Below are 24,633 nucleotides of genomic sequence, written 5' to 3'. Positions count from 1 at the left end.
GCAGTGGGGAAGCTCGTCCGGGAGGGTACCCGGCCGCCCAGGGCCGGGCGGCGGCGTCGTCGCTCTCGGCTCTGGGTTCCGGGATGGATTCAGAGCGGACCGCGCTGTCCGACCGACCTCAAGGATAGGTGTCGATGGGGACGCGCAGTCTGTCGGGCTCTTGCCGCGGGGCGGGGCACTGCCATACTTACGTCGCCGTAGGTTACGGAACCGTAGGAACCGATGTAACGGAACCCGGGCACGGTTGCCGTGACACGTACCGGCAGCTGCCTCCACCCTCGACCCCACAAGGGGACGCCCATGACCACAAGGACCGACGTGATCGAAGACGCTCCGCCGTCATCCGGCGGCTCATCCGAGCCCTCCGCCACGCTGGGCGGTGAGAAGAAGGGGTCGGTCGAACAGGTCACGCTGCTGCTGTTCATCGTCGTCCCGTTCGTCGCGCTGCTCGCGGCGGTGCCGCTGGCGTGGCGCTGGGGCGGGGTGAGCTGGCTCGATCTGGGCCTGCTGGTGTTCTTCTACTACCTGGGCTGTCACGGCGTGACGATCGGTTATCACCGGTACTTCACGCACGGTGCGTTCAAGGCGAAGCGGCCGTTGCGGATCGCGCTGGCGGTCGCCGGGTCGATGGCGGTGGAGGGGCCGGTGGTGCGGTGGGTCGCCGATCACCGCAGGCATCACAAGTTCTCCGACGCGGAGGGTGACCCGCATTCGCCGTGGCGGTTCGGTGAGACCGTTCCGGCGCTGCTCAAGGGCCTGTGGTGGGCGCACATCGCCTGGATGTTCGACGAGGAGCGGACGCCGCAGGACAAGTACGCGCCGGATCTGGTGAAGGACCCGGTGATCCGGGCGATCTCGCGGCAGTTCATCTGGTGGACGGCGTTGTCGCTGGCGTTGCCGCCGCTGATCGGCGGTCTGGTGACGATGTCCTGGTGGGGGGCGTTCACGGCGTTCTTCTGGGGCTCACTCGTCCGGGTGGCGTTGCTGCATCACGTGACGTGGTCGATCAACTCGATCTGTCACGCGGTGGGCAAGCGGCCGTTCAAGTCGCGGGACCGTTCGGGCAACGTGTGGTGGCTTGCGGTGCTGTCGTGCGGTGAGTCGTGGCACAACCTGCACCATGCCGACCCGACGTCGGCGCGGCACGGGGTGGAGCGCGGTCAGCTGGACTCGTCGGCGCGGCTGATCCGCTGGTTCGAGCTGCTCGGGTGGGCCTCGGATGTGCGCTGGCCGTCACGCTCGCGTATCGATTCGCGCCGCGACCCGCGTCAGGGCGGCTCCCGGCGCCGGAAGGAGACGGCCGAGGCGGCATGATTGACGCCGTGGCGACCGACTCCAGCAGCACCCCGAGCAACGACAAGCAGCGGCGGGCCCGCCGCACCCGGATGACCGGTGCCGAGCGCCGCCAGCAGTTGCTGGAGATCGGGCGGACCCTCTTCGCCGCGAAGGGTTTCGAGGGCACGTCGGTGGAGGAGATCGCCGCGAAGGCGGGGGTCTCCAAGCCGGTGGTGTACGAGCACTTCGGCGGCAAGGAGGGGCTGTACGCGGTGGTCGTGGACCGCGAGATGCGCCGGCTGCTCGACATGGTGACCAGTTCGCTGACGGCGGGCCATCCGCGGGAACTGTGCGAGCAGGCGGCGTTCGCGCTCCTCGACTACATCGAGGAGTACACGGACGGCTTCCGCATCCTGGTGCGGGACTCCCCCATCCCGCAGTCCACGGGGTCGTTCGCGTCGCTGATCTCGGACATCGCGACGCAGGTGGAGGACATTCTCGGGCGGGAGTTCAAGAACCGCGGGTTCGCCTCCCATCTGGCGCCGCTGTACGCGCAGGCCCTGGTGGGGATGGTGGCGCTGACCGGGCAGTGGTGGCTGGACGTGCGGCGCCCGAAGAAGGCCGAGGTGGCGGCGCATCTGGTGAATCTGGCGTGGCACGGTCTGGACGGCCTGGAGCAGAAGCCGCGTCTGATAGGTCACCGCAAGAACTGACCCGGACGGTGGTGCAGGAATCGTTCCTGCACCACCGTCCGTCGTCTTCCCGCGCAAGGAGAACGGCGGGACCCCGCTGTCCCTGACGGGGTCCCGCCGTTCTTCCCCGGCGCCGGAGCGGTCAGTGCTTGAAGGCGTCCTTCATCTTCTCCTTGGCCTGGCGGGCGTCGCCCTTGGCCTGGCCCGCGCGGCCTTCGGCGGTCATCCGCTCGTTGCCGACGGCGCGGCCCAGCGTCTCCTTGACCTTGCCCTTGACCTGCTCGGCCTTGGCCTTGCCCTTCTGGTCCTCAGTCACCGTTCATCACTCCAGACGTGCTCGGGATTCCGGTGTCGTCCTTCGGGTATCCCGGGCCCGCCGGGGCAAACATCGCTCTTCCGGCCGGAACCGGCGTCAGGTGTTCCTGCGGGCGACGGCGAAGACGCGGCGGAACGGGAACGGGGTGCCGTGGGCGGTCGCCGGGTAAGCCTCGCGCAGCGCGGTCCGGTATGCGGCGACGAACGCGTCCCGCTCCTCGGGGGCGTCGGCGAGGGCGGTGAGGACGGGGCGCAGTCCGGTGCCCTTGATCCAGTCGAGGACGGGGTCGTCGCCGGTCAGGAGGTGGAGGTAGGTGGTCTCCCAGACGTCGGCCGTGCAGCCGAGGCCGGTGAGTTCGGCGAGGTAGGACTGCGGGGTGAGAACGGCGTCGCCGTGCCGCAGGACGCCGTCGAGCCGTGTCTTCCAGCGGGCGGTGGTGGCCAGCTCGCGCAGGATGCGGTGGCTGGGGGCGTCGAAGTTGCCGGGGACCTGGAAGGCGAGGACGCCGCCGGGGGTGAGGGCGTCGATCCAGTCGGCGAACCGGGTGGTGTGGCCGGGGACCCACTGGAGGGTGGCGTTGCTGATGATCAGGTCGTGGGGTTCTGCGGGGGTCCAGGTGCGGGCGTCGGCGGCGGCGAAGGTGAGGGTGCCGCCGCCGGGGGTGGGGCCCGCGTGCTCGGTGTGGGCGCGGTCGAGCATCTCCGGGGAGTTGTCGTAGCCGGTGATGCGGGCGGTGGGCCAGCGGTCGGCGAGGAGCTGGGTGACGTTGCCGGGGCCGCAGCCGAGGTCGGCGACGCGGGGTGGGGTGGTGGGCAGGTCGGGGACGCGGGCGAGGAGGTCGGTGAAGGGGCGGGCGCGGTGGTCGGCGTGCCGGAGGTACTGGGTGGGGTCCCAGAGGGGGGTGGTGGCGGGGGTGAGGCCGGGGCCGGGGACTGGGACTGGGGCGGAGGTCATGGGTCCACCCTCGCAGGTGGATATCTTGACGTCAAGAAACTTCACATCAAGGTACTTCACTTCAAGAGACTTCACTTCAAGAGACTTCATGTCGACACACCCCCTACACTGATCGTCATGGAGGACGAGGTCGATCGGCTGGTCGCTGCGTGGCGCCGGGAGCGCCCGGACCTCGACGTGGAACCACTTGAGGTGCTCAGTCGCGTGAGCAGGCTGGCGCGGCATCTGGACCGGGCGCGGCGGATCGCTTTCGCGGAGCATCAGTTGGAGCCGTGGGAGTTCGATGTCCTGACGGCGCTGCGGCGGGCGGGGACGCCGTATCAGTTGTCGCCGGGGCAGTTGCTGACGCAGACGTTGGTGACGTCGGGGACGATGACCAACCGGATCGACCGGCTTGCGCACAAGGGGCTTGTGGAGCGGCTTCCTGATCCCAGCGATCGGCGGGGCGTGCTGGTCCGGCTCACCGATGAGGGGCGGGATCGGGCAGATCAGGCGCTGGCGGGCCTGCTTGCGCAGGAGCGGGCGATCCTGGGTGAGCTGTCGGGTGTGCAGCGGGGTGAACTGGCGTCGCTTCTGCGGCAGTTGACCGCACCGTTCGACAACATCCCGGGGTGACTCCGGCTCCGCCGGGGGGGGTGTCAAGCGGCGTTGTCCTGCTCTCTGGCCTACAACAGGCCCGCTTCCCGTAACGGTGTTGCCGGGTCGTTCAGGTCGGCTGGGCCTACTCCTGCTCGGCGGGCCAGGGCTACTGCTGCGAGGGTGGAGTGGACTCCTAGTTTGCCCAGGACGTTCTGCATGTGGGTGCGGACCGTGTGGGGGGAGAGATAGAGGCGTTCCGCCACTGCTTTGCGGCCCAGGCCCGCGACCATGCAGCGGAGCACCTCGCGTTCTCGGGGGGTGAGGGAGTCCACCAGGCGTTCGCTCTCGGTGCGGTGTTTGCGGGCCGCCGTCAACTCCCGTAGGACGCCGGTGAGAAGGGCCGGCGGGAGGTGGGTCTCGTCGCGCAGGACGCCTCGGATCACCGTGAGCAGCCGGGACAGGGAGCAGTCCTTGGCGACCCAGCCGGACGCGCCGGCCTGGAGGGCGAGGGCGGCCCGGCGCGGGTCGTCCTTCTCGGCGAGGACGACGAAGCGGACGTCGGGCTGGCTGACGCGGACGCCGGTGACGAGGGAGATCCCGTCGACGAGGGCGTCGGGGCCGGCCTCCTGGAGCGGCACGGCGGGGCGGGCGCCCGGTGCGCCGCCCAGATCGGCGTCGACGAGGAGGACGTCGAAACGGCGCCCCTCGGCCGCCGCCCGGTCGAGGCTGCGCAGCGCGGCGGGGCCACTGCCGGCCGCCTGGACGTCGACGTCGGGCTCGGCCGCCAGGGCGGCGGCGAGGGACTCGGCGAAGATGCGGTGGTCGTCGACGACCAGGACTCGGATGCGGACCACGAAACCCCCTCCCCCGCGCTCACGAGGAGCCGGGGCTACCCCAGGACGGGAGACGGCGCGGGCACGGCGTTCGACGGGGGACGTGGGGCACGGCCGCCGCCGTTCCTCCACCGTTCTCCCCATGCGGACGTCGTACCCGCCTGACTCGCCCCCTGATCTGCACCGGCCCCCACCGGTGCTGTTCATCAGAGTACGGACGGCGGCCGGGAGGGGAAGCCAAATGACAGAACTGGCTGTCCTGCGCGTTTATGGTGTGGCACATGTTTCGTCTGGAGACAGAAGTCGACAAATCCCGGCGCGATCTTCTCCGTTCGCGGCTGATGGCGGCGAACACGGCGGCCTCGCCGGTGCTGCGCGCGCTGCGCGGGACCCCGGAGGAACGTGAACGGCCGCTGCACATCTGGGCGTTGGAGGGGCACGGCGACGAACTCGCGGGCGGGCTGGTCGGATACACGTGGGCGGGGTGGCTGCACGTGTCGTTCCTGTGGGTGGCCGACCGGCATCGCGGGGTGGGGCTCGGCGGGCTGCTGCTGGCCGAGGCGGAGGGCATCGCGGTGCGTCAACGCGGGTGCGGGGCCGCGCGGTTGGAGACGTGGGACTTCCAGGCGCCGGACTTCTACCGCGAGCGGGGCTACCAGGTGGTGTGTGTGATCCCCGACTATCCGCCGGGGATCACGGAGTACACCTTGACGAAACGGCTCAGCGCCGAGGGGCTCGCCGCAGGCGCCCTCAGCTGACCCTGCGGGCGCCTGCCGACGGCACCGCCTCGAAGACCCGCGGCGCCGTGAACCCGGCCCCGGCGAAGGCCTCTTCGACGGCCTTGGTGAGGGTCTCGACGTCGGCCGCCTCGGCCAGCACGATCGCCGAGCCGCCGAAGCCGCCGCCGGTCATCCGGGCGCCGAGGGCGCCGGAGGCGAGGGCGGTGTCGACGACGAGGTCCAACTCCGGGCAGGAGATGCGGAAGTCGTCCCGCAGCGAGGCGTGGCCCTCGGTGAGGACCGGGCCGATCGCGCGGGTCTCGCCGGAGGTGAGCAGCGCGACGACGCGTTCGACGCGCTGGTCCTCGGTGACGACGTGCCGCACCAGGCGGACCACTTCCTCGTCGTCGCCGATCCGGGCGAGGGACGCGGCCAGGTCGTCGTAGGGGACGTCGCGCAGCGCGTCGACGCCGAGGAGGGCGGCGCCCTTCTCGCAGCCGGCCCGGCGCTTGCCGTACTCGCCGTTGCTGTGGGCGTGCTTGACCTGGGTGTCGACGACCAGCAGGCGCATGCCCTCGGCGGCCAGGTCGAGCGGGATCTGCCGCTGGGAGAGGTCCCGGGTGTCCAGGAACAGGGCGCGGCCGTCCTCGCAGCAGGCGGACGCGGTCTGGTCCATGATGCCGGTGGGCGCGCCGACGTAGACGTTCTCGGCGCGCTGGCACAGGCGGGCCAACTGCCAGCGTTGCAGGCCCAGTTCGTACAGGTCGTCGAGGGCGAGGGCGACGACGACCTCCAGGGCCGCCGACGAGGACAGGCCCGCGCCGGTCGGGACCGTCGACGCCAGGTGGATGTCGGCGCCGGTGACCGGGTGCCCGGCCTCGCGCAGCGCCCAGACCACGCCCGCCGGGTACGCGGTCCAGTCGCGGTCGCTCCCGGGGGCGAGGGCGTCGAGGGTCAGCTCGACGACGCCGCCGTCGATGTCCGCGGAGTGCAGGCGCAGTCGGCCGTCGGTGCGGCGGGAGACGGCCGCGGTCGCCACGTGCGGCAGCGCGAACGGCATCACGAAACCGTCGTTGTAGTCGGTGTGTTCACCGATCAGGTTGACCCGGCCCGGCGCCGACCAGACACCCTCCGGCTCGGTCCCGTACAGGTCGACGAACGCCTGTCTGACCTGCTGTGCCGACACTACTGCTCCTTCTTGATGTGCTGGGCGAACTCCCAGGCGTCCGCGACGATACCGGCGAGGTCCGCGCGCGAGGGCTGCCAGCCGAGCTTCTGCCGGGCGGCCTCGGCGGAGGCGACCAGGATGGCCGGGTCGCCGCCCCGGCGCCCCGCGGTGACCTCGGGGATCGGGTGGCCGGTGACCTGGCGGACGGTCTCGATGACCTCGCGGACCGAGAAGCCGTTGCCGTTGCCGAGGTTGCAGATCAGGTGCTCGCCGGGGGTGGCGGCCTGAACGGCGAGGAGGTGGGCCTCGGCGAGGTCGGCGACGTGGATGTAGTCGCGTACGCAGGTGCCGTCCGGGGTCGGGTAGTCCTCGCCGTACACCGAGATGGCGTCGCGGCGGCCCTGGGCGACCTGGAGGACCAGCGGGATGAGGTGCGACTCGGGGGCGTGCCGCTCGCCGCAACTGCCGTACGCGCCGGCCACGTTGAAGTAGCGCAGGGAGACCGCGCCGAGGCCGTGGGCGGCGGCCTCGCCGGTGATCATGTGGTCGACGGCGAGCTTGGAGGCGCCGTAGGGGTTGGTCGGCTTGGTCGGCGCGGTCTCGACGATCGGGACCTGCTCGGGCTCGCCGTAGGTGGCGGCGGTGGAGGAGAAGACCAGGCGGCGCACGCCCGCGTCGCGCATCGCGCCGAGCAGCGCCATGGTGCCGCCGACGTTGTTGTCCCAGTACTTCTCGGGCTTCACGACCGACTCGCCGACCTGCGAGAACGCGGCGAAGTGCAGGACGCCGTCGTAGGAGGCGTCGAGCCACTTGGCGGCGTCGCGGATGTCACCCTCGACGAAGGTCGCGCCGGACGGCACGCCCTCGCGGAAGCCGGTCGACAGGTTGTCGAGGACGGTGACCTCGTGGCCCGCCTCCAGCAGATGCTGGGCGACCACGCTGCCGACGTACCCCGCGCCCCCGGTGACCAGGTACTTCCCACTCATGAACTCGCTACCTCTCGCAGTCGCTCGGCCGCGCGCTCCGGCGGCACGTCGTTGATGAACACGTTCATGCCTGACTCGGAACCCGCGAGGAACTTCAGCTTGCCGGAGGTGCGGCGGATGGTGAAAAGCTCAAGGTGGAGCGCGAAGTCGTCCCTGTTGACGCCGTCGAACTCCGCCAGCGTGCCGAACGGTGCCTGGTGCCAGGCCGCGATGTAGGGCGTGGGCGGTTCACCTGCTCCTTCGCTCCCTCCCTCCAGCCCTGCGAAGATCCGGTCGAAGCGCCTCAAGAGTTCCAGATAGACCTGGGGGAATTCTGTGCGCGCGCCGTCGTCGAGGGCGAGCAGGTCGGGCACCCGGCGCTTGGGGTAGAGGTGGACCTCGTAGGGCCAGTGCGCGGAGTACGGCACGAACGCCACCCAGTGTTCACTCTCCAGGACGACCCGCTCACCGGCGCTCTCCCGGGCGAGGACGGCGTCGAAGAGGTTCTCGCCGCCGGTGGCCGCCTTGTGCGCGGCGACCTGACGGAGCATCAGGGCGGTGCGGGGGGTGGTGAAGGGGTAGGCGTAGATCTGGCCGTGCGGGTGGCCCAGGGTCACGCCGATCTCGGCGCCGCGGTTCTCGAAGCAGAACACCTGCTCGACGGAGGGCAGATGCGACAGCTCCGACGTCCGGTCCGTCCACGCGTCGAGGACCAGCGCCGCCTGCTCCTCGGTGAGGTCGGCGAAGGAGGAGTGGTGGTCGGAGGTGAAGCAGACGACCTCGCAGCGTCCGGAGTCTCCGGCCAGCGACGGGAAGCGGTTCTCGAAGACCGCGACATCGTAGGAGGAGTCCGGGATCTCGCTGAGCCGCTCGCCCTGCGAGGGGCAGAGCGGGCACTCGTCGGCCGGCGGATGATAGGTGCGCCCCTGCCGGTGCGAGGCGATCGCGACCGCGTCCCCGAGCAGCGGGTCTCTGCGCACCTCGGACGTCGTCACGGTCCGCTCCAGCGGACGCCGGTCGACGGCGTCCCGCACGGTGTCGTCCCGCAGGTCGTAGTAGATCAGCTCGCGCCCGTCGGCCAGCCGGGTCGAGGTCTTCTTCACTGCGACTCCCTAGTCGAGTCACTCACACTTCAAACAGAATCGAACACATCGAAACACAAGGCCCCAGGGTCGTCAACATCACAATCCAACAAAAAGCGTCGACATAAGTGTTCAATAATTGAATACCGAGGCGTAGGTTCCCGTCTGATCGGTTCACGCAACGAAGCGAGATCTCTATGCAAACCCCCACGCACGCCTCATATCTGGCGGCGGTCGAGCTACGGCTTCCCACCAACTGGCTCGACTACACGATCCTCGGCATCTACTTCGTCGTGGTCCTGGGTATCGGCTTCGCGGCCCGCCGCTCGGTCAAGACCAGCCTCGACTTCTTTCTCTCCGGACGGTCCCTGCCCGCCTGGATCACCGGACTCGCGTTCGTCTCCGCCAACCTGGCCGCCACCGAGATCCTCGGCATGGCCGCCAACAGCGCGCAGTACGGCGCCTACACGGTGCACTGGTACTGGATCGGCGCCATCCCGGCCATGGTCTTCCTCGGCCTGGTGATGATGCCGTTCTACTACGGCAGCAAGGTGCGGTCCGTCCCCGAGATGCTGCTGCTGCGCTTCGACAAGGCGGCCCACCAGCTCAGTTCGATCCTGTTCGCGTTCGCGGCGATCCTGATCGCGGGCGTCAACCTGTACGCCCTCGCGATCGTCGTCGAGGCGCTGCTGGGCTGGCCGGAGTGGGTGGCGATCGTCGTCGCCGGGTTCTTCGTGCTCGCGTACATCACCCTCGGCGGGCTCTCCTCGGCGATCTACAACGAGGTCCTCCAGTTCTTCGTGATCCTGGCCGCGCTCATCCCGCTGTCCATCATCGGCCTGAAGAAGGTCGGCGGCTGGGACGGCCTGACGCACTCGCTCACCAAGACCCACGGCCATGACTTCGTCACCGCGTGGGGCGGCACCGGCATCGGTTCCAGCAACCCGCTCGGCGCCAACTGGCTGACCATCGTGCTCGGTCTCGGCTTCGTGCTGTCCTTCGGCTACTGGACGACCAACTTCGCCGAGGTGCAGCGCGCGCTGTCCGCGAAGAACCTCAGCGCCGCCCAGCGCACGCCGCTGATCGCCGCGTTCCCGAAGATCTTCATCGTCTTCCTGGTGATGATCCCGGGTCTGGTCGCCGCCGTCCTGGTCCCGAAGATCGGCACCACCGGCTCCGGGCTCCAGTACAACGACGCGATCCCGTACCTGATGCAGGAGTTGCTGCCCAACGGCGTCCTCGGCATCGCCGTGACCGGTCTGCTCGCCGCGTTCATGGCGGGCATGGCGGCCAACGTGTCGTCGTTCAACACCGTGTTCACCACCGACATCTGGGCGCGGTACGTCGTCAAGGACCGGGAGGACGCGTACTACGTGCGCTTCGGCCGGTGGATCACCGTGGTCGGCGTGTTCGCGTCGGTCGGCACGGCGTTCCTGGCGTCGTCGTTCTCCAACATCATGAGCTACCTCCAGACCCTGTTCTCCTTCTTCAACGTGCCGATGTTCGTGGTCTTCATCGTCGGCATGTTCTGGAAGCGCGCGTCGGCCAAGTCCGGCTTCTGGGGGCTGCTCGCGGGCACCGTCACCGCGATGGTCAACTACTTCGTCTTCTACAAGCAGGGCATCATCTCGATCCCCTCCGACCAGGGCGCCAACTTCGTCTCCGCGATCGCGGGCTTCGTCGCCGGTGCGGTGGTCATGGTCGTCGTCTCGCTGTTCACGAAGCCGAAGCCGGCCGCGTCGTTGCAGGGGCTCGTGTACGGGACCAGCTCGCCGGGGATGTCCGAGGCGCCCGCCGCCGGTGACGACGCCTGGTACCGTCGGCCCGCCCTGCTGGGCTGGGGTGCCGTGATCATTGCCGCCCTCTGCTACATCCCGTTCTCGTTCTGAGCCGACTGGGGAGATCGAAGGTAATCATGTCCGAACACCCCGAGAGCCGTGACAATTCCGGCTCCTACGAGAACGACGTCCACCGCGAAGTCACCGAGCTGGAGGGCAAGTCGGCGACGGCGGCGCGCATCTTTGACCTGCGGCGCATCATCGGTGGGCTGTTCGTGGTCTACGGCATCATCGTCACGATCGCCGGGATCACCGATGATCAGGCCGCGATCGACAAGGCCCAGGGCATCAACATCAACCTGTGGACCGGGTTGGCGATGCTGCTGCTCGGCCTGTTCTTCCTCGCCTGGCTGAAGCTCCGGCCCACCCCCGTGGCGGAGGGTACGGATACCGACGACAGCGACGACAGCTCCGGCTGACGCCCGCAACCCCGGGGGCTGGAGGGCTTTTTCATGCCCTCCGGCCCCTTCGACGTTCCAACGGCCTTGAGGCGCGGGGGCGTTGGGGGGGGGCAGCGTCGGCTGCGGGCGCCGGGCGGGTTGTCGGTCGGGTGCGGGTCCGTGGGGGCTTGTCGCGCAGTTCCCCGCGCCCCTAAAAAAACCGGCGCTGCCTGGCCGTTGGTGACATTGCGCCCGGCGCCCAAGGGGTTGTCGGGCGAGTGCCGCGCCGTCGTGGCTGGTCGCGCCCACGCGGCGGAGCCGCACATCGACACAGCCCCGCGCCCCTTAAAAACCGGCCCTGCGCCCGGCCGTTGGTGACATTGCGCCCGGCGCCCAAGGGGTTGCCGGGCGGGTGCCGCGCCGTCGTGGCTGGTCGCGCCCACGCGGCGGAGCCGCACATCGATACAGCCCCGCGCCCCTAAAACAGCGGCGTTGCCCGGACGTTGGCTGCATCGCTCGGCTCCCTAACGGAGTTGACGAACCGTCAGCTAAATGGCTCGGCCACCCGCCCCTCGTCTCAGCGGTGTTGGGTTGCTCGGGTTAGTAGGCCTGTTCTGGCTGCTAGGGCTGCTGCTTCCAGGCGGGAGCCTACGGAGAGTTTCATGAGGACGCGTTGGACGTGGGTGCGGGCGGTGGAGGGGGCTATGCCCATGCCGGCCGCGATGGCCCGGGTGTCCTCGCCGTCGGCGACCCGGACCAGGACCTCGACCTCGCGCGGGGTGAGCAGGCGCAGCAGGCGTTGGCCCTCGTCGTCGGGCTGGGCCACCGGGTTGAGGAGTTCCGCGAAGGCCGCCTGGAGGAGTTGCGGGGCGACGGCCGCCTCACCCGCCCGTGCCTTCATGATGGCCCGCTCGACGCCCTCGATGCGCTCGTCGTGCCGTACGTATCCGCACGCCCCCGCCGCGAACGCGGCCGCGATGCCCCGTGGGTTCGGCACCGGGCCGAGCACCAGGACCGCGACCTGTGGACGTTCCCGTCTGATCCGGGCCACCGGGTCGAAGATGCCCGGCTCGGCCGGGGTCGCCGTGCCCAGCAGGCACACCTCGGGCGCTCTGCTGATCACCAGTTCCGCGGCGCCCGCGGTGGGCGCGGTCGCGGCCAGCACCCGGTGTCCGCGCAGTTTCAGTGCCGAGGCCAACGCCTCCGCGAGCAGCCGGTGGTCGTCGACCACCATGAGCCGCACTCCCATCGAGCAACCCCTCATCCCCCCGGGCCCACCGGTCCTCCGGTCCTCCGGGCGGAGGCCTCCCCTGGCTCCCCCCGTCCTGCATGCCCCCGGAAGCTACACGCTTGTTCGACGTCGCGCCCCCCTACCGAGGAGATGCGCCCCTGATCGACGGAATTTCGGCTCCCGGGCGCATGAACAGGGCACGGCATGGCGAACGGCCCCGTCCCCGAGGTTCTTCGGGGGCGGGGCCGTCGGCCGTGGTGAGGGGCGTCAGCTCGTCGCGAAGCCGATCGCCAACGCCTGGTCGGGGTCGGTCTTGCTCGCGTAGATGCCGGACATGTAGAGGTGGCCCTGCGAGAAGAGCACCTCCGAGAAGCCGGGCTGCAAGCTCCGTACGGTGTCGTTGGAGGATTCCGCCGTCGGGGTCTGGAGCAGCGTCGTCTGCTTGAAGGCGCTGCCGGCGATGCTGACGATCTGGCTGCCCTTGTCCACCGTCCGCTTGTAGGCGAGGAGGTTGGGGCCGTCCATGCGCAGCGGGACCAGTTCGTTGTTGTCGCCCGCGTCGGCGCGCTGCCCGGTCAGCTTGCCGGTGTCCAGGTCGAAGGCGACGACCTCGTTGGTCTGGGCGTAGTCGGCGTCGCCGTCGTGCTCCTCGGTCGCGATGTAGAGGCTCTCGCCGCCGACGGCGAGACCGGAGCAGTCCTCCAGGCGGGAGATGCCGTCGCACTGGGCCGCGTAGTCGTCGGACGGCGCCGAGATCCGGGTGCGCAGCGTGCCGGTCTTGTTGTCGATGGAGAAGAAGTCGGAGATGCCGCTGCCGTCGGTGGCGCTGTCGCCGACGTCGGCGGCGACCACCAGCGGGTCGGTGGAGACGACGGACGCGTACTCGATACCGGCGGCCATCTTGTACTCGGAGATCACCTTGCCGGTCTTCGGGTCGATGGTCTGGATGTGCAGCTGGCGGGCGCCGTAGTCGCCGCACTTGCGGACCGCGACCAGCTTGGCGCCGCCGCCGTACCCGGAGTCGAAGCAGGTGTCGGTGGGCTTCGGGGACCACAGCAGCTTGCCGCTGGTCAGGTCGAAGGCGGCGCCGCCGCTGGTGCCGCCGACCGCGGCCGTGCCGGCGCTGACGGTGACGTTGTTGAACGCCATGTCCTGGTCACCGGTCTTGGCGGTCTTGGTCCACAGCTTCTTGCCGGTGGTGAGGTCGAGGGCGGCGACCTGGCTGCATTCGTGCGCGGCCTCGGCCTTGGTCTGCGGGGCCGACTCGTAGACGACCGCCGTCAGACCGCCGGTGGTGAGGTGCGGGCTGGCCGCGCACACCGGGCCCGACAGCGGGATCGACCACAGCTTGGTGCCGGTGTCCCGGTCGTAGCCGACGATCTCGTCGACGCCCGACTTCACATAGGCCTTGTCGGTGATCCAGGAGCCCAGCACCCGGGTCTGGGAGACGCCGCTGGCCAGCGTGGGCGCGGGCAGCTTGAACAGCTGCTTGGACGCGGTGCTGGCGGGCACCTTCTCCTGCGCGGTGGCGGAGACGCCGTCGGTGGTGTCGTCGGCGGCGTCGCTGTCGTCGCCGCCCTTGCTGTCCTGGCCGCCCGTGGAGCCGCCCGAACTGGTCGCGGTGTCGTTCTTCTTGCCGTCGTCCCCGCCCGCGGCGGCGTACCAGGCGCCGAGGCCGATGATCAGGGCGATCGCGACGACGGCGGACACGATGATGGCGACCTGCGCGTTGAACTTCCGCCCGCCGCCCGGCTGTCCGCCCTGCGCCTGCATCGGCGCGGTCGGCGGCTGGCCGGGGTACCCGTACCCGGGAGCCTGCTGGCCGGGGTACCCGTAGCCGGGGGGCTGCTGCCCGTAGGGGTTCGGCTGGGCGTACGCGGTGGGCTGCTGGTACTGGGCGGGCGGGGTCGGCGCGCCGGGCTGCCCGTAGGGGGCCGCCGGGGGCTGCCCGGGGTACCCGTAACCGGCCGGCGGCTGGGGCGGCTGCGGGGCCTGCGGCGCCTGGGGCGGGGCCTGGGGGTACCCGTAGCCCGGCTGGGGCTGCGGGGGGCCCGGGGGCTGCGCCGGGGGCGGCGGTGCCTGCGGGTGGCCCTGGCCCGGCTGCTGCGGCGCGCCCTGCGGGGGCTGCGGCTGCTGCGGGGGCTGCGGGGGCCCGAACCCGCCCTGCTGCGGCGGCTGGTGGGGCGGCGGGGGTGGCGGCTGAGTCATGGGGAGGACACCTCGGGGACGCTCAGGGAAGAAGAAGGGGAAGGCGACGGCTGGGCCGCGAAGACCGGGACCGACACCGGCCGGTACGGCGAAGTGCGGGCCGACGTACGGCAGTTCGGCGGCGACAACGGCGACGACAACGGCGGCAACAGGGGCCGGGACCGGGACGGGAACCGGGCGGGGAACGGGTGAAGTGGCATGCGTCGGCGGTCACTTGCCGTAGACGAGGATCAACTTGGCCTCCGCGTCGCTCTTCGACCCCAGCTGCGTGGTGGAGAGGAAGAAGCGGCCGTCGACCCAGTCGAAGTCCTTGACGTAGAGGCCGTTCTCGGTCTTCGTGGTGGACGCCGGGTCCTGGAGCAGCGTCACCGTCTTGTGCCCGGCGCCACCGGTCGCGACGGACACGACCCGGCTGCCCGCGTCGGCGGACGCCTCGACGTACGCGAAGAGTGTGCCGCCCTCGGTTCTGATCGGCAGCATCGTTTCGTCGACCGGGGACTTGACGCGCCACTTCTCCTTGCCGGTGACCAGGCTGATCGCGACGATCTCGTTCGCCCCGCTGGTCACGCTGGTCGGCAGGTAGAGGGTGCTCGCGTCGGCGGCCACGCCCCGGCAGCCCTGGAGGTCACGGCCGGTCACACCCCAGCCGCACTCGGGGGCGAACTTCCCGTCGACGTCGACCTGGGAACGGACGTCGCCGCGCGCGGTGAAGGTGGAGATGTTCCAGGCGTTCTTGGTCGAGTTGGTGCTGTAGAGGACCAGCGGATCGAGCGAGTACGCCCGCTCCACCCGCCAGCCCTTGTCCATCTTGTGGGTCCACTCGACCTTGCCGGTCTTCGGGTTCAGCTCCTGGACCTCGTCGTGCGGGTTCTCGCTCCCGGCGCCGCAGGAGGACACCGCGACCAGCTTGGTGCCGCCCGCGAACCCGGCCGGGAAGCAGTCGTCGCTGTACTGGACCTTCTCGAACAGCTTGCTGCCGGTGTCCAGGTCATAGGCGATCCCGGACTGGGACCGCGCCACCACCACCGTCCGGCCGGTGAGCGAGAGGCCGATGGTGCTGGTGCCGTCGAACAACGCCCCCTCGGGCACCTTGATGCGCCAGCCCTTGGCGCCGGTGGTCAGGTCGACCTCCTGGAGCTGGTTGCAGGTGGCGCGCTCGCTGACGCCGCTCTTGTAGGCGACGATGATCTTGCCGTCCGACGACATGTCCGGGGTGGCCGCGCAGATCTCCTGCGGGAACGTGATCGGCGTCCAAGCCGGTTCCTGGTCAACGACGTTGTAGCCGAAGATCTGCTTGTAGGCGGCCTTGGCCACCGAGGTGTCGCCGATCCACATGCCGGGGGCGTCGGCACCGTTGCCGGGCACGTCCGGCGGGTTCTTGGCCCAGAGCACCTTCGCCTCGCCCGCCGCGCGGTCGGCGTTGAGGGCCTTGGCGTCGGCGGCGTCCTGGGCGTCGGGGTCGGCCGACGCGGACGCGGACGCGGGCGGTGACTTGACCACCTTCACGCCGCCGCTCTCCGCCACGGCCGGGTTCTTGCCGTCGTCGTCCCCGCCGCCGCTGGTCAGCGCGAACACCCCGGCGCCGATCACGACGAACGCGGCCACGGCGGCCCCGATCGCGAGCGCGGGCCTGCTCCGGAACCTGGCCAGGAGCGGGGTGCGGGCGCCGGACGCGGGGGCGCCGGGTATGCCGGGTATGCCGGGTGCGCCGGGCGCGCCGGGGTACGGGGGCTGCTGGGGGTAGCCGTATCCGGGTTGCCCGTAGGGGCCGGGCTGCTGCGACTGCCCGTAGGGGCCCGGCTGTTGGGGCTGCCCGTAGGGTCCTGGCTGCTGGGGGTGGGCACCGGGTTGCCCGTAGGGGCCGGGGGGCGAGGGCGGGGGCGGGGACTGCGGAGTGGGGTGCGCGGGCTGGCCCGGCTGGGCCGGCTGGCTCTGCGGCGGCTGCTGGCTGTACGGGCCCGAGTGGGCGTAGGGGCCCGACGGGGCGTAGGGGCCGGGCTGTTCGGGTGCCTGGGGGTAGCCGTAACCGGGTTGCGGCGAGGGCTGCGGGGGCGGCGAGCCGTAGCCACCCGGCTGCTGCGGCGACTGCTGCGACTGCTCTTGCTGCGGCGGTGGCGGTGACTGCGGTGGTCGCTGTGGCGGCTGCTCCGGTGACGCTCCGAAGCCTTCCTGTGGCGGCTGAGTCATCAGCGCCTCCCCCGTTCACTGATTTTTGGCCACGCTCCGGGCGGCGCGACGGCCTCGGGGCGTGTCCGGAAACTTCTCAGACGGCCCTTTCTATCACTCGCCGACGACAACGGAACGGGCCGGTTCAGCCCCCGTTTCCAAGGGAGAACCGGCCCGTGATGGCCCCGTTATGCGCCTTCACGCACCTTTCACGCGTCCTCGGCAAGTTCCAGCCAGCGCAGCTCCAGCTCGTCCCGCTGGCCGATCAGGTCACGGAGTTCGGCGTCGAGTTCGGCGACCTTCGCGAAGTCGGTGGCGTTGTCCGCGATCTGCGCGTGCAGCTTGGTCTCCCGCTGCGAGACCTTGTCCAACTGCCGCTCCACCTTCTGGAGTTCCTTCTTCGCGGCGCGGCTGTCGGCGGCGCTCTTCTCGGCGACCGGGCGGGCGGCGAAGACGGGGGTGGCGGCCGCGGCCGTCTCCGCCATGCGCTGCCTGCGCTCCAGGTACTCGTCGATGCCGCGCGGCAGCATCCGCAGGGCGGAGTCCCCGAGCAGGGCGAAGACCCGGTCGGTGGTGCGCTCCACGAAGAACCGGTCGTGGGAGATCACGATCATCGAGCCGGGCCAGCCGTCGAGGAGGTCCTCCAGCTGGGTCAGGGTCTCGATGTCGAGGTCGTTGGTGGGCTCGTCGAGGAAGAGGACGTTCGGTTCGTCCATGAGCAGGCGCAGCAGCTGGAGGCGGCGGCGCTCACCGCCGGAGAGGTCGCCGACCGGCGTCCACTGCTTCTCCTTGCTGAAGCCGAACGTCTCGCAGAGCTGGCCCGCGGTCATCTCGCGGCCCTTGCCGAGGTCGACGCGCTCGCGGACCTGCGACACCGCCTCCAACACCCGGGTGTTCGGGTTGAGTTCGGCGACCTCCTGGGAGAGGTAGGCGAGCTTGACGGTGCGCCCGACGGCGACCTTGCCGCCGGCCGGCTGGGTCTCGCCGTCGCTGCGGGCGGCCTCGGCCATGGCCCGCAGCAGGGAGGTCTTGCCCGCGCCGTTCACGCCGACCAGGCCGATGCGGTCGCCGGGGCCGAGCTGCCAGGTGACGTGTTCGAGGAGCACTTTCGGACCGGCCTGGACGGTGACGTCCTCCAGGTCGAACACCGTCTTGCCGAGCCGCGAGGACGCGAACTTCATCAGCTCGCTGGTGTCGCGGGGGGCCGGTACGTCCTTGATCAGTTCGTTGGCGGCCTCGACGCGGAAGCGCGGCTTGGAGGTGCGGGCGGGGGCGCCCCGGCGCAGCCAGGCCAGTTCCTTGCGGACCAGGTTCTGCCGTTTGGTCTCCTCGGTGGCGGCGATACGTTCCCGCTCGGCGCGCGCGAAGACGTAGTCGGAGTAGCCGCCCTCGTACTCGTAGACCGAGCCGCGCTGCACGTCCCACATGCGCGTGCACACCTGGTCGAGGAACCAGCGGTCGTGGGTCACGCAGACCAGCGCGGAGCGGCGTTCGCGCAGGTGGCGGGCGAGCCAGGAGATGCCCTCGACGTCGAGGTGGTTGGTCGGCTCGTCGAGGACGACCAGGTCCTGTTCCTCGATGAGCAGCTTGGCGAGCGCGATCCGGCGCCGCTCACCGCCGGAGAGGGGGGCGATGACGGTGTCCAGGCCCTGCGGGAAGCCCGGCAGGTCGAGGCCGCCGAAGAGGCCGGTGAGAACGTCGCGGACCTTGGCGTTTCCGGCCCATTCGTGGTCGGCCATGTCCCGGATGACCTCGTGGCGCACGGTGGCGTTCGGGTCGAGGGAGTCGTGCTGGGTGAGGACGCCGAGGCGGAGTCCGCCGGAGTGGGTGACCCGTCCGGAATCGGCCTCCTCGGCCTTCGCGAGCATCCGGATGAGGGTGGTCTTGCCGTCACCGTTGCGGCCTACCACCCCGATCCGGTCGCCCTCGGAGACGCCGAGCGAGATGCCGTCGAGCAGGGCACGGGTGCCGTATACCTTGCTGACGTTCTCGACATTGACCAGGTTGACGGCCATTTCACTCCTGCGGGCGGGGATGGGTCAGCCTCCCAGCGTAAGCGCTTCGCTGGAGCTGGCCGACCCTCACCTGGTCGTGGGCCTGAGAGGCACCCCGGGGACAGTCCCCAGCCACGGACAGGTTGTCGGTCGAGTGCGGCGCCGTCGTGGCTTGTCGCGCCCACGCGGCGGAGCCGCACATCGACACAGCCCCGCGCCCCTTAGCTGCGTTGCCGGACCGTCGGCGGTCTCGTACCCCGCGCTCAGGGGCCGCCCGCCGGGTTACGCGCCGTCGCGGCTGGTCGCGCCCACGCGGCGGAGCCGCACATCGACACAGCCCCGCGCCCCCAAGAAACGGCGTTGCCGAGCCCTTGGCTGTATCGCTCGGCTCCCGTTAAGGGGCGATGCCCGGGCGTTGGCTATATAGGTGCCGGCTACTGGCCTGCTGTTTCCTGGCGGACTTCTGTCAGGAGGTTGTACATGGTTTGGCCGGGGCAGTCTGTTTCCAGCCAGTCTCGGTGGCCGCTGATGGTGTTGACGTCCTTGGTGACGTTGTTGACCGGGTTGACGTAGGTCATGCGGGCCGTGGTGTCGAGGCCCTTGATGCGGGCGATGACCTTGATCAGCTTGACCAGGGACGCGCGGGCGGCGTCGGTGGGGCCCTGGGTGGCGAGGTCGCCGATGAGGGCGATGCCGAGGTTGCCGGAGTTGAAGCCGCCGGTGTGGAAGGCGGTGACCAGCTTGCCGTCGGTGTCGAACGCGGGGATCGCGTCGTCACCGGAGTAGCGGCCCTCGTAGACGGCGCCGGACTCGTCGATCAGGAAGTGGTAGCCGATGTCGCCCCAGTCCAGGGTGATCGCGTGGTACTCGTAGATCGCGCGGACGGTGGCCGCCGGGTCGGCGTCGCCGTTCGGGGTGTCCGTGTGGTGGACGGTGATCGACTGGAACGGGTAGTACACCTCCGGGGAGTTGACCTTGCCGTCCTTGTAGCGCTTCGACTCGTCGGCGCCCCACGCCGGGCGGGACAGGTACTCCACGCCGCGCACCCGGGTCGGCTCGGTGGGCACCGCGAAGGCGCGGGCCGGGCCGCTGGTGGCGTCGATGGCGAGGGAGCGCAGGTCGTTCGCGCCGTCCTCCGCCTTCAGGGCGTACGCCGTGGCTCCGCCGGAGTGGACCAGGGCGGTGCCGCCGCCGTCGACGGCCGCGCAGCCGCTGGTCGCCTGCTTCCAGGAGCCGTCGGCGAGCTTGATGCCGACGGCGTCCGCCGCGCCCTTCCAGCGCACGGCCACGAACCCGGCGGCGAAGGCGGTGGTCGCCTCACCGGTGCCGGTGTTGGCGGCGGTGCGGGTCGCCGGGAAGTCCTGCTTCTCGGTGCCGGCGGCGGCCGTGCCGGTCGACTTCTCGTCCGACTTGGTGGCCGCGAAGACGACCGGGGTGAGGGCACCGGCGGCTGCCACGGCGCCGGTGGCGGCGATCACGCCACGGCGGGAGAGGGACCGCTTCCGGCGGTGGGCGGAGGGGGTGGGGTTTTCGGACACGGTGGGGCCTTCCACAAGGGACGTCCAGAATTCGTTAACTCTCAAGCACTGAAGCCTCATTGGAGGCTATCGACCCCATGTGCCCGACAGGAACCACGAGAAAGGACATATCACCCTGTCTGTTTGTGGAGATAGCGGGCAGGGTGTGGAGGGGGCGAAACGGGAGGTGTGATTCTCACGGTCCGTGTCCGGGCCCGTTCAGCAGGCGATCGCCTCAGCCGCTGATCACCGTCGCGCCGGGCGCCGGTGCCTGCGCGGTGCGAACGGTGCGACACGTACCGGACGTGCGCAGCGCCGCCGCCACCTTCCCGCCCGCCTCCGCGTCCCGCACCAGGAACGCCGTGGTCGGCCCGGAACCGGAGACCAGTGCCGTCAGCGCACCGGCCGCCCGGCCCGCCGCGAGGGTGTCGGCCAGCTCGGGGAAGAGCGAAAGGGCCGCGGGCTGAAGGTCGTTGGAGACGGTCGCCGCCAGCGCGTCCGGGTCGCCCTTGGCCAGCGCGTCCAACAGGTCGGCCGACGCGACCGGTTCGGGAATCCCGACGCCCTCGGCGAGCCGGTCGAACTCCCGGAACACCGCCGGGGTCGACAGCCCACGTTCCGCCATCGCGAACACCCAGTGGAAGGTCCCGCCGACCTGAAGCTCCGTCAGCCGCTCGCCCCGCCCGACGCCGAGCGCCGCCCCGCCGACCAGACTGAACGGCACGTCGCTGCCCAACTCGGCGCAGATGTCGAGGAGTTCGGCGCGCGAGGCACCCGTGCCCCACAGCGCGTCGCAGGCGAGCAGGGCCGCCGCGCCGTCCGCGCTGCCGCCCGCCATGCCACCGGCCACCGGGATGTCCTTGGCGATGTGCAGGTGGACATCGGGGCTCAACCCGTGCCTGGCGGCCAGGGCTTCGGCCGCGCGGGCCGCCAAGTTGGTGCGGTCCAGGGGGACTTGGGCCGCGTCCGGGCCCGAGCAGGTGACCCGCAGCGCGTCGGCGGGGGTCACGGTGACCTCGTCGTGGAGGCCGACGGCGAGGAAGACGTTGGCCAGGTCGTGGAACCCGTCGGGGCGGGCGGCGCCCACCGCGAGCTGGACGTTGACCTTGGCGGGGACGCGGACGGTGACGCTCACGTGCGGGGCTCCTCGGGAATGACGGCCTCGGGCCTGCCGGCCTCGGACGGTACGGCCTCGAACGGTGTGGCCTCGGCCAGTACGGCCTCGAACGGTACGGCTCGGACGGTAGGGCCTCGGCTACTGCCGGGGCGCCTTGTGCTCGGCGATGCGGGCGAACTCTTCGACGGTGAGCGACTCGCCCCGGGCCTGCGGCGAGACCCCGGCCGCGACCAGCGCCGTTTCCGCCGCCGCCGCCGAACCGGCCCACCCGGCGAGCGCGGCGCGCAGCGTCTTGCGGCGCTGTGCGAAGGCCGCGTCGACCACGGCGAACACCTCACGCCTGGTCGCCGTCGTCTTGACGGGCTCGGCGCGCCGGGTGAGGGCGACGAGGCCGCTGTCGACGTTCGGGGCGGGCCAGAACACCGTGCGGCCGATCGCGCCGGCCCGCTTGACGTCGGCGTACCAGTTGGCCTTGACGGAGGGGACGCCGTAGACCTTCGAGCCGGGGTCGGCGGCGAGCCGGTCGGCGACCTCGGACTGGACCATGACCAGGGAGCGTTCGATGCTCGGGAAGGTGGCGAGCATGTGCAGCAGGACGGGCACGGCGACGTTGTAGGGGAGGTTCGCGACCAGGGCGGTGGGTGCCGGGCCCGGCAACTCGGTGACCTGCATCGCGTCGGAGTGGACCAGCGCGAACCGGTCGGCGCGCTCCGGCATCCGGGCCTCGATGGTGGCGGGCAGCGCCCCGGCGAGGACGTCGTCGATCTCGACGGCGGTGACCCGGTCGGCGACCTCCAGGAGCGCCAGGGTGAGCGAGCCGAGCCCGGGGCCGACCTCGACCACCGTGTCGTCGGGGCGGACCTCGGCGGTGCGCACGATACGGCGGACCGTGTTCGCGTCGATCACGAAGTTCTGGCCGCGCTGTTTGGTGGGGCGCACGCCGAGCGCGCCCGCCAGTTCACGGATGTCGGCGGGGCCCAGCAGGGCGTCGGGGGTAGGGCTGCTCACCCGACCAGGTTACGGGGCGCCCGTGACCACCACCGACCGGGCGTTTCATCCGTGCAGCCGGGTCCCGCAGTGCGGCCACGGGCTGGCCCCGCGTCGCACGTACAGCTTCTTGGCGCGGAACGTCTGTTCGGCGGCCGGTGCGTCCTGCGGGCGCCCGCTGCCGCCGAGCGCCTGCCAGGTGCGGGTGTCGAACTGGTAGAGCCCGCCGTAGGTGCCGGACGCGTCGACGGCGTCGGGGCGGCCGCCGGACTCGCAGACGGCGAGGCCCTGCCAGTTCAGCCCGTCGGCGCCGTGCACGGAGGTCGGCAGGACCTTGGTGCCGACCTTGACGACCTGCGTGCGGGGGCCGCGCACCACCTCGGTGCGCAGCCGGCGGGGCTTGTCCTGGACGCCGTTGACCGTGCGCAGCGCGTAGGTGACCCGGCGCAGCCCCGGCTGGCCGCTCTGCGCGACGACCTCGGTGCCCCGGAAGAGGGTGGGGTCGGCGGTGCGCTCGGTGCGGAACGGGATCAGCTCCTCGCGCACCTCCTGGGTGCCGGTGACGCGCAGCACGGTGACCGTCTGTCCGTCGCGCGGGAAGCTGTCGGCGGGCACCGAGGTGCTGTCCTCGCCGTGCAGGGTGACGCCGGCCTGCCGGACGGCCTCGCGGACGGTCGCCGCGTTGGTGCGGACGGTGCGGGCGCGGCCGTCGGCCATGACGGTGAGGGAACGCTCGGTGCGCACGTCGAGGGCGAGCCCGGCGCGGCCGATGGGGGTGGAGCGCGCGGCGGACAGATACGCGCCCTCGGCGCGCACCCCGAGCTGTTGAAGTGCCTCGTGCACGGTGTGCGCCGTCGTCCACACCTCGTGCCGCTGTCCGTCGAGGGTGAGCCGGACGGGCCGCCCGTGGTCGACGGCGATCTCGGCGCCGCTGGTGAGCGGGGTGCCCGGGGCGGGGCTGACGCTGTCGTGGGCGCCGATGTCGACGCCTTCGTGGGTGAGGAGTTCGGTGACGTCGTCGGCGAAGGTGTGCAGGGTGCGGGGCTGCCCGTCGACGGTCAGCTCGACGGCCTTGTCCTGCGCGACGAACGCGGTGGTGCCGCCCGCCAGGAACGCGACGACGAGCGCCTGCGGCAACAGCCGCCGCACATCGGGCAGCCCGCCGCCCCGCACCTTGCGCCGATGCCCGCCCCGCCCGGCGCCGTCCTGCGCCGGTGCCCGGTCGGATTCGTACACGGGGACGGGGGCGTAGGTCTCGGGGAACGGCGCGTACTCGGGCGCCTCGGGCGGCACGACGACCCCGTAGGCGAGCGTCGGCGACACGGCCACCCCGTACGCGACCGTCTCGGCCCCGTAGGGGTCGTAGCCCGGGGAGGCCACCCCGTAGGGCCCCGGGGAGGACCCGTAGGACCCGTAAGGGTCGTAGGGCGGCGGCACGTACGCCGGGTAGGACTGCTGGTATCCCGGATAGGACGGGTACGGGGGGTTGCTCACGCCGACACGCTCCAGTGGGCCAGAGGGGTCCGATCGGGCCCACAGAACCTAGCGGAGCGACGGTAACTCTCCAAAGCGGCACGAGCACACAGAGTGGTGAGGGGGGCGTGCGTCAGTAGTCGAAGGCGCGTGCCGTGTTCGCCGCGAGCGCCGTCGCGAGGGTGTCCTCGTCGACGCCCCGGACGGCGGCCATGGCCCGCACGGTGAGCGGGATGAGGTAGGGCGCGTTGGGCCGCCCGCGATGGGGTGCCGGGGTCAGGAAGGGCGCGTCGGTCTCGACCAGGAGCAGTTTTGACGGGGCGACGGCGACCGCGTCCCGCAGGTTCTGGGCGTTCTTGAAGGTGACGGTACCGGCGAACGACATGAAGTACCCGGCGCGCGCGCAGACTTGGGCCATCTCGGCGTCGCCGGAGTAGCAGTGGAAGACGGTCCGCTCGGGAGCGCCCTCCTCCTTCAGCACCCGCAACACGTCCTCGTGGGCATCCCGGTCATGGATGACGAGCGCCTTCCCGTGCCGCTTGGCGATCTCGATATGGGCCCGGAACGAATACTCCTGGGCCCCTTTCCCCTCCACCCCGGTCCGAAAGTAGTCGAGCCCGGTCTCCCCGACCCCCTTGACCTGCGGCAACTGAGCGAGCCGGTCGATCTCGACAAGCGCGGAGTCCAGCGCCGCCAGGCCCCCCGCCTCCCGAGCCCCTTGCCGAGACCACCCGTCAGCATCGCTGTGCACGATCCGAGGAGCCTCATTGGGATGCAGGGCGACAGCCGCATGGACACTGCGATGCAACGCCGCAGTGTCAGCCGCCCACCGAGACCCGGCCAGATCACACCCCACCTGCACCAGGGTGTCCACCCCCACAGAGGCGGCAACAGCAATCGCCTCCTCCACACTCCCGCCCTGCATATCAAGATGCGTATGCGAATCAGCGACCCCAACCCGCAGGGGCTCAGGAAGAGGCGGAGGAGAATTCTTGTCAGAGGAGGAACCCATCCCCAGATCCTACGAACCCAGGACCCGGCAGCGCAGGGAAGGGGCGCGGGGAACTACGCAACAAGCCCTCACCGGCCCCGCACCCAACAACGGCGAGACGCCGCTCTTAAGGGGCGCGGGGAACTGC

General features: G+C 70.9%; 21 protein-coding genes. 6 read left to right on the top strand and 15 right to left on the bottom strand.

Features of this window, described 5'->3' with window-relative positions; translation table 11 throughout:
• Nucleotides 1–300: 300 nt before the first annotated feature.
• The gene (locus ACIQOU_RS18025; protein ID WP_401537695.1) at nucleotides 301–1,314 is read left to right on the top strand and encodes an acyl-CoA desaturase; all 1,014 of its coding nucleotides are present in this window, start codon (nucleotides 301–303) and stop codon (nucleotides 1,312–1,314) included.
• Entirely contained in the window at nucleotides 1,311–1,988 is a 678-nt protein-coding gene (locus ACIQOU_RS18020; protein WP_401537694.1) for a TetR family transcriptional regulator, read from the top strand. The genes ACIQOU_RS18025 and ACIQOU_RS18020 overlap by 4 nt, the downstream gene beginning before the upstream one ends.
• Before the next feature lie 121 nt (nucleotides 1,989–2,109).
• Here the strand turns inward: ACIQOU_RS18020 and ACIQOU_RS18015 are convergent, their stop codons facing one another.
• Both ACIQOU_RS18015 and ACIQOU_RS18010 read right to left on the bottom strand, forming a co-directional pair.
• Entirely contained in the window at nucleotides 2,110–2,283 is a 174-nt protein-coding gene (locus ACIQOU_RS18015; RefSeq protein WP_401537693.1) for a CsbD family protein, read from the bottom strand.
• A gap of 96 nt (nucleotides 2,284–2,379) precedes the next feature.
• Entirely contained in the window at nucleotides 2,380–3,237 is an 858-nt protein-coding gene (locus ACIQOU_RS18010) for a trans-aconitate 2-methyltransferase (RefSeq protein WP_401537692.1), read from the bottom strand.
• 117 nt (nucleotides 3,238–3,354) lie between these two features.
• Here ACIQOU_RS18010 and tamR point away from each other — a divergent pair, with 117 nt between their 5' ends.
• The gene (tamR, locus tag ACIQOU_RS18005; RefSeq protein ID WP_401537691.1) at nucleotides 3,355–3,852 is read left to right on the top strand and encodes a MarR family transcriptional regulator TamR; all 498 of its coding nucleotides are present in this window, start codon (nucleotides 3,355–3,357) and stop codon (nucleotides 3,850–3,852) included.
• Between the two features lie 50 nt (nucleotides 3,853–3,902).
• Here the strand turns inward: tamR and ACIQOU_RS18000 are convergent, their stop codons facing one another.
• Nucleotides 3,903–4,670: a LuxR C-terminal-related transcriptional regulator gene (locus tag ACIQOU_RS18000; RefSeq protein ID WP_401537690.1), complete on the bottom strand. Its 768-nt coding sequence runs from the start codon at nucleotides 4,668–4,670 to the stop codon at nucleotides 3,903–3,905.
• Nucleotides 4,671–4,918: 248 nt separating this feature from the next.
• Here ACIQOU_RS18000 and ACIQOU_RS17995 point away from each other — a divergent pair, with 248 nt between their 5' ends.
• On the top strand, nucleotides 4,919–5,407 hold the full coding sequence (locus ACIQOU_RS17995; protein WP_401537689.1) for a GNAT family N-acetyltransferase: 489 nt from the start codon (nucleotides 4,919–4,921) through the stop codon (nucleotides 5,405–5,407).
• Here the strand turns inward: ACIQOU_RS17995 and galK are convergent.
• Genes galK through galT form a run of 3 tightly spaced genes read right to left on the bottom strand, consistent with a single transcriptional unit; the run spans nucleotide 5,400 to nucleotide 8,604 of the window.
• Nucleotides 5,400–6,554, bottom strand: coding sequence for a galactokinase (gene galK, locus ACIQOU_RS17990; RefSeq protein ID WP_401537688.1), 1,155 nt, complete (start codon nucleotides 6,552–6,554; stop codon nucleotides 5,400–5,402). The two genes, ACIQOU_RS17995 and galK, sit on opposite strands and share 8 nt — an antisense overlap.
• Nucleotides 6,554–7,522: a UDP-glucose 4-epimerase GalE gene (gene galE, locus ACIQOU_RS17985; RefSeq protein WP_401537687.1), complete on the bottom strand. Its 969-nt coding sequence runs from the start codon at nucleotides 7,520–7,522 to the stop codon at nucleotides 6,554–6,556. The genes galK and galE overlap by 1 nt, the downstream gene beginning before the upstream one ends.
• Nucleotides 7,519–8,604: a galactose-1-phosphate uridylyltransferase gene (galT, locus tag ACIQOU_RS17980; protein WP_401537686.1), complete on the bottom strand. Its 1,086-nt coding sequence runs from the start codon at nucleotides 8,602–8,604 to the stop codon at nucleotides 7,519–7,521. The genes galE and galT overlap by 4 nt, the downstream gene beginning before the upstream one ends.
• Before the next feature lie 176 nt (nucleotides 8,605–8,780).
• Here galT and ACIQOU_RS17975 point away from each other — a divergent pair, with 176 nt between their 5' ends.
• Together ACIQOU_RS17975 and ACIQOU_RS17970 are read left to right on the top strand one after the other, a co-directional pair.
• On the top strand, nucleotides 8,781–10,472 hold the full coding sequence (locus ACIQOU_RS17975; protein ID WP_401537685.1) for a sodium:solute symporter family protein: 1,692 nt from the start codon (nucleotides 8,781–8,783) through the stop codon (nucleotides 10,470–10,472).
• Between the two features lie 26 nt (nucleotides 10,473–10,498).
• The gene (locus tag ACIQOU_RS17970) at nucleotides 10,499–10,840 is read left to right on the top strand and encodes a hypothetical protein (RefSeq protein WP_401537684.1); all 342 of its coding nucleotides are present in this window, start codon (nucleotides 10,499–10,501) and stop codon (nucleotides 10,838–10,840) included.
• Between the two features lie 538 nt (nucleotides 10,841–11,378).
• Here the strand turns inward: ACIQOU_RS17970 and ACIQOU_RS17965 are convergent.
• The 9 genes from ACIQOU_RS17965 to ACIQOU_RS17925 all read right to left on the bottom strand — a co-directional run bounded on the left by ACIQOU_RS17965 (nucleotide 11,379) and on the right by ACIQOU_RS17925 (nucleotide 24,506).
• Nucleotides 11,379–12,050, bottom strand: a complete 672-nt coding sequence (locus ACIQOU_RS17965) for a LuxR C-terminal-related transcriptional regulator (RefSeq protein WP_401537683.1) — start codon at nucleotides 12,048–12,050, stop codon at nucleotides 11,379–11,381.
• A 249-nt stretch (nucleotides 12,051–12,299) separates the two neighbouring features.
• Entirely contained in the window at nucleotides 12,300–14,240 is a 1,941-nt protein-coding gene (locus ACIQOU_RS17960) for a PQQ-binding-like beta-propeller repeat protein (protein ID WP_401537682.1), read from the bottom strand.
• Nucleotides 14,241–14,450: 210 nt separating this feature from the next.
• Entirely contained in the window at nucleotides 14,451–16,427 is a 1,977-nt protein-coding gene (locus tag ACIQOU_RS17955; RefSeq protein ID WP_401537681.1) for a PQQ-binding-like beta-propeller repeat protein, read from the bottom strand.
• A gap of 188 nt (nucleotides 16,428–16,615) precedes the next feature.
• The gene (locus ACIQOU_RS17950; protein ID WP_401537680.1) at nucleotides 16,616–18,421 is read right to left on the bottom strand and encodes an ABC-F family ATP-binding cassette domain-containing protein; all 1,806 of its coding nucleotides are present in this window, start codon (nucleotides 18,419–18,421) and stop codon (nucleotides 16,616–16,618) included.
• A 413-nt stretch (nucleotides 18,422–18,834) separates the two neighbouring features.
• Nucleotides 18,835–19,938, bottom strand: a complete 1,104-nt coding sequence (locus ACIQOU_RS17945) for a peptidoglycan recognition family protein (protein WP_401537679.1) — start codon at nucleotides 19,936–19,938, stop codon at nucleotides 18,835–18,837.
• Between the two features lie 214 nt (nucleotides 19,939–20,152).
• Nucleotides 20,153–21,052, bottom strand: coding sequence for a 4-(cytidine 5'-diphospho)-2-C-methyl-D-erythritol kinase (locus tag ACIQOU_RS17940; RefSeq protein WP_401537678.1), 900 nt, complete (start codon nucleotides 21,050–21,052; stop codon nucleotides 20,153–20,155).
• Nucleotides 21,053–21,172: 120 nt separating this feature from the next.
• Nucleotides 21,173–22,042 carry a 16S rRNA (adenine(1518)-N(6)/adenine(1519)-N(6))-dimethyltransferase RsmA gene (rsmA, locus tag ACIQOU_RS17935; protein WP_401537677.1) on the bottom strand — a complete coding sequence of 290 codons (870 nt, stop codon included), beginning with the start codon at nucleotides 22,040–22,042 and terminating at the stop codon, nucleotides 21,173–21,175.
• Between the two features lie 45 nt (nucleotides 22,043–22,087).
• Nucleotides 22,088–23,515 (bottom strand): ubiquitin-like domain-containing protein, encoded by a 1,428-nt coding sequence (locus tag ACIQOU_RS17930; protein WP_401537676.1) that lies wholly within the window; start codon nucleotides 23,513–23,515, stop codon nucleotides 22,088–22,090.
• Nucleotides 23,516–23,627: 112 nt separating this feature from the next.
• Nucleotides 23,628–24,506 (bottom strand): TatD family hydrolase, encoded by an 879-nt coding sequence (locus ACIQOU_RS17925; protein WP_401537675.1) that lies wholly within the window; start codon nucleotides 24,504–24,506, stop codon nucleotides 23,628–23,630.
• Nucleotides 24,507–24,633 lie beyond the last annotated feature (127 nt).

Origin of the sequence: Streptomyces sp. NPDC091279 (genome assembly GCF_044757465.1) — a bacterium.
In the GTDB taxonomy this organism is placed as follows: domain Bacteria; phylum Actinomycetota; class Actinomycetes; order Streptomycetales; family Streptomycetaceae; genus Streptomyces.
Note: the sequence above shows the minus strand (reverse complement) of the source record. Positions and strands in the feature narration are given on the sequence as shown.

Coding starts and splice junctions, on each gene's coding strand:
- ACIQOU_RS17925 (WP_401537675.1), bottom strand. CDS start 24,506: ATGGGTTCCTCCTCTGACAAGAATTCTCCTCCGCCTCTTCCTGAGCCC.
- ACIQOU_RS17970 (WP_401537684.1), top strand. CDS start 10,499: ATGTCCGAACACCCCGAGAGCCGTGACAATTCCGGCTCCTACGAGAAC.
- galE (WP_401537687.1), bottom strand. CDS start 7,522: ATGAGTGGGAAGTACCTGGTCACCGGGGGCGCGGGGTACGTCGGCAGC.
- ACIQOU_RS18010 (WP_401537692.1), bottom strand. CDS start 3,237: ATGACCTCCGCCCCAGTCCCAGTCCCCGGCCCCGGCCTCACCCCCGCC.
- ACIQOU_RS18020 (WP_401537694.1), top strand. CDS start 1,311: ATGATTGACGCCGTGGCGACCGACTCCAGCAGCACCCCGAGCAACGAC.
- ACIQOU_RS18025 (WP_401537695.1), top strand. CDS start 301: ATGACCACAAGGACCGACGTGATCGAAGACGCTCCGCCGTCATCCGGC.
- ACIQOU_RS17955 (WP_401537681.1), bottom strand. CDS start 16,427: ATGACTCAGCCGCCACAGGAAGGCTTCGGAGCGTCACCGGAGCAGCCG.
- ACIQOU_RS17995 (WP_401537689.1), top strand. CDS start 4,919: ATGGTGTGGCACATGTTTCGTCTGGAGACAGAAGTCGACAAATCCCGG.
- tamR (WP_401537691.1), top strand. CDS start 3,355: ATGGAGGACGAGGTCGATCGGCTGGTCGCTGCGTGGCGCCGGGAGCGC.
- ACIQOU_RS17950 (WP_401537680.1), bottom strand. CDS start 18,421: ATGGCCGTCAACCTGGTCAATGTCGAGAACGTCAGCAAGGTATACGGC.
- ACIQOU_RS17975 (WP_401537685.1), top strand. CDS start 8,781: ATGCAAACCCCCACGCACGCCTCATATCTGGCGGCGGTCGAGCTACGG.
- ACIQOU_RS17960 (WP_401537682.1), bottom strand. CDS start 14,240: ATGACTCAGCCGCCACCCCCGCCGCCCCACCAGCCGCCGCAGCAGGGC.
- ACIQOU_RS17965 (WP_401537683.1), bottom strand. CDS start 12,050: ATGGGAGTGCGGCTCATGGTGGTCGACGACCACCGGCTGCTCGCGGAG.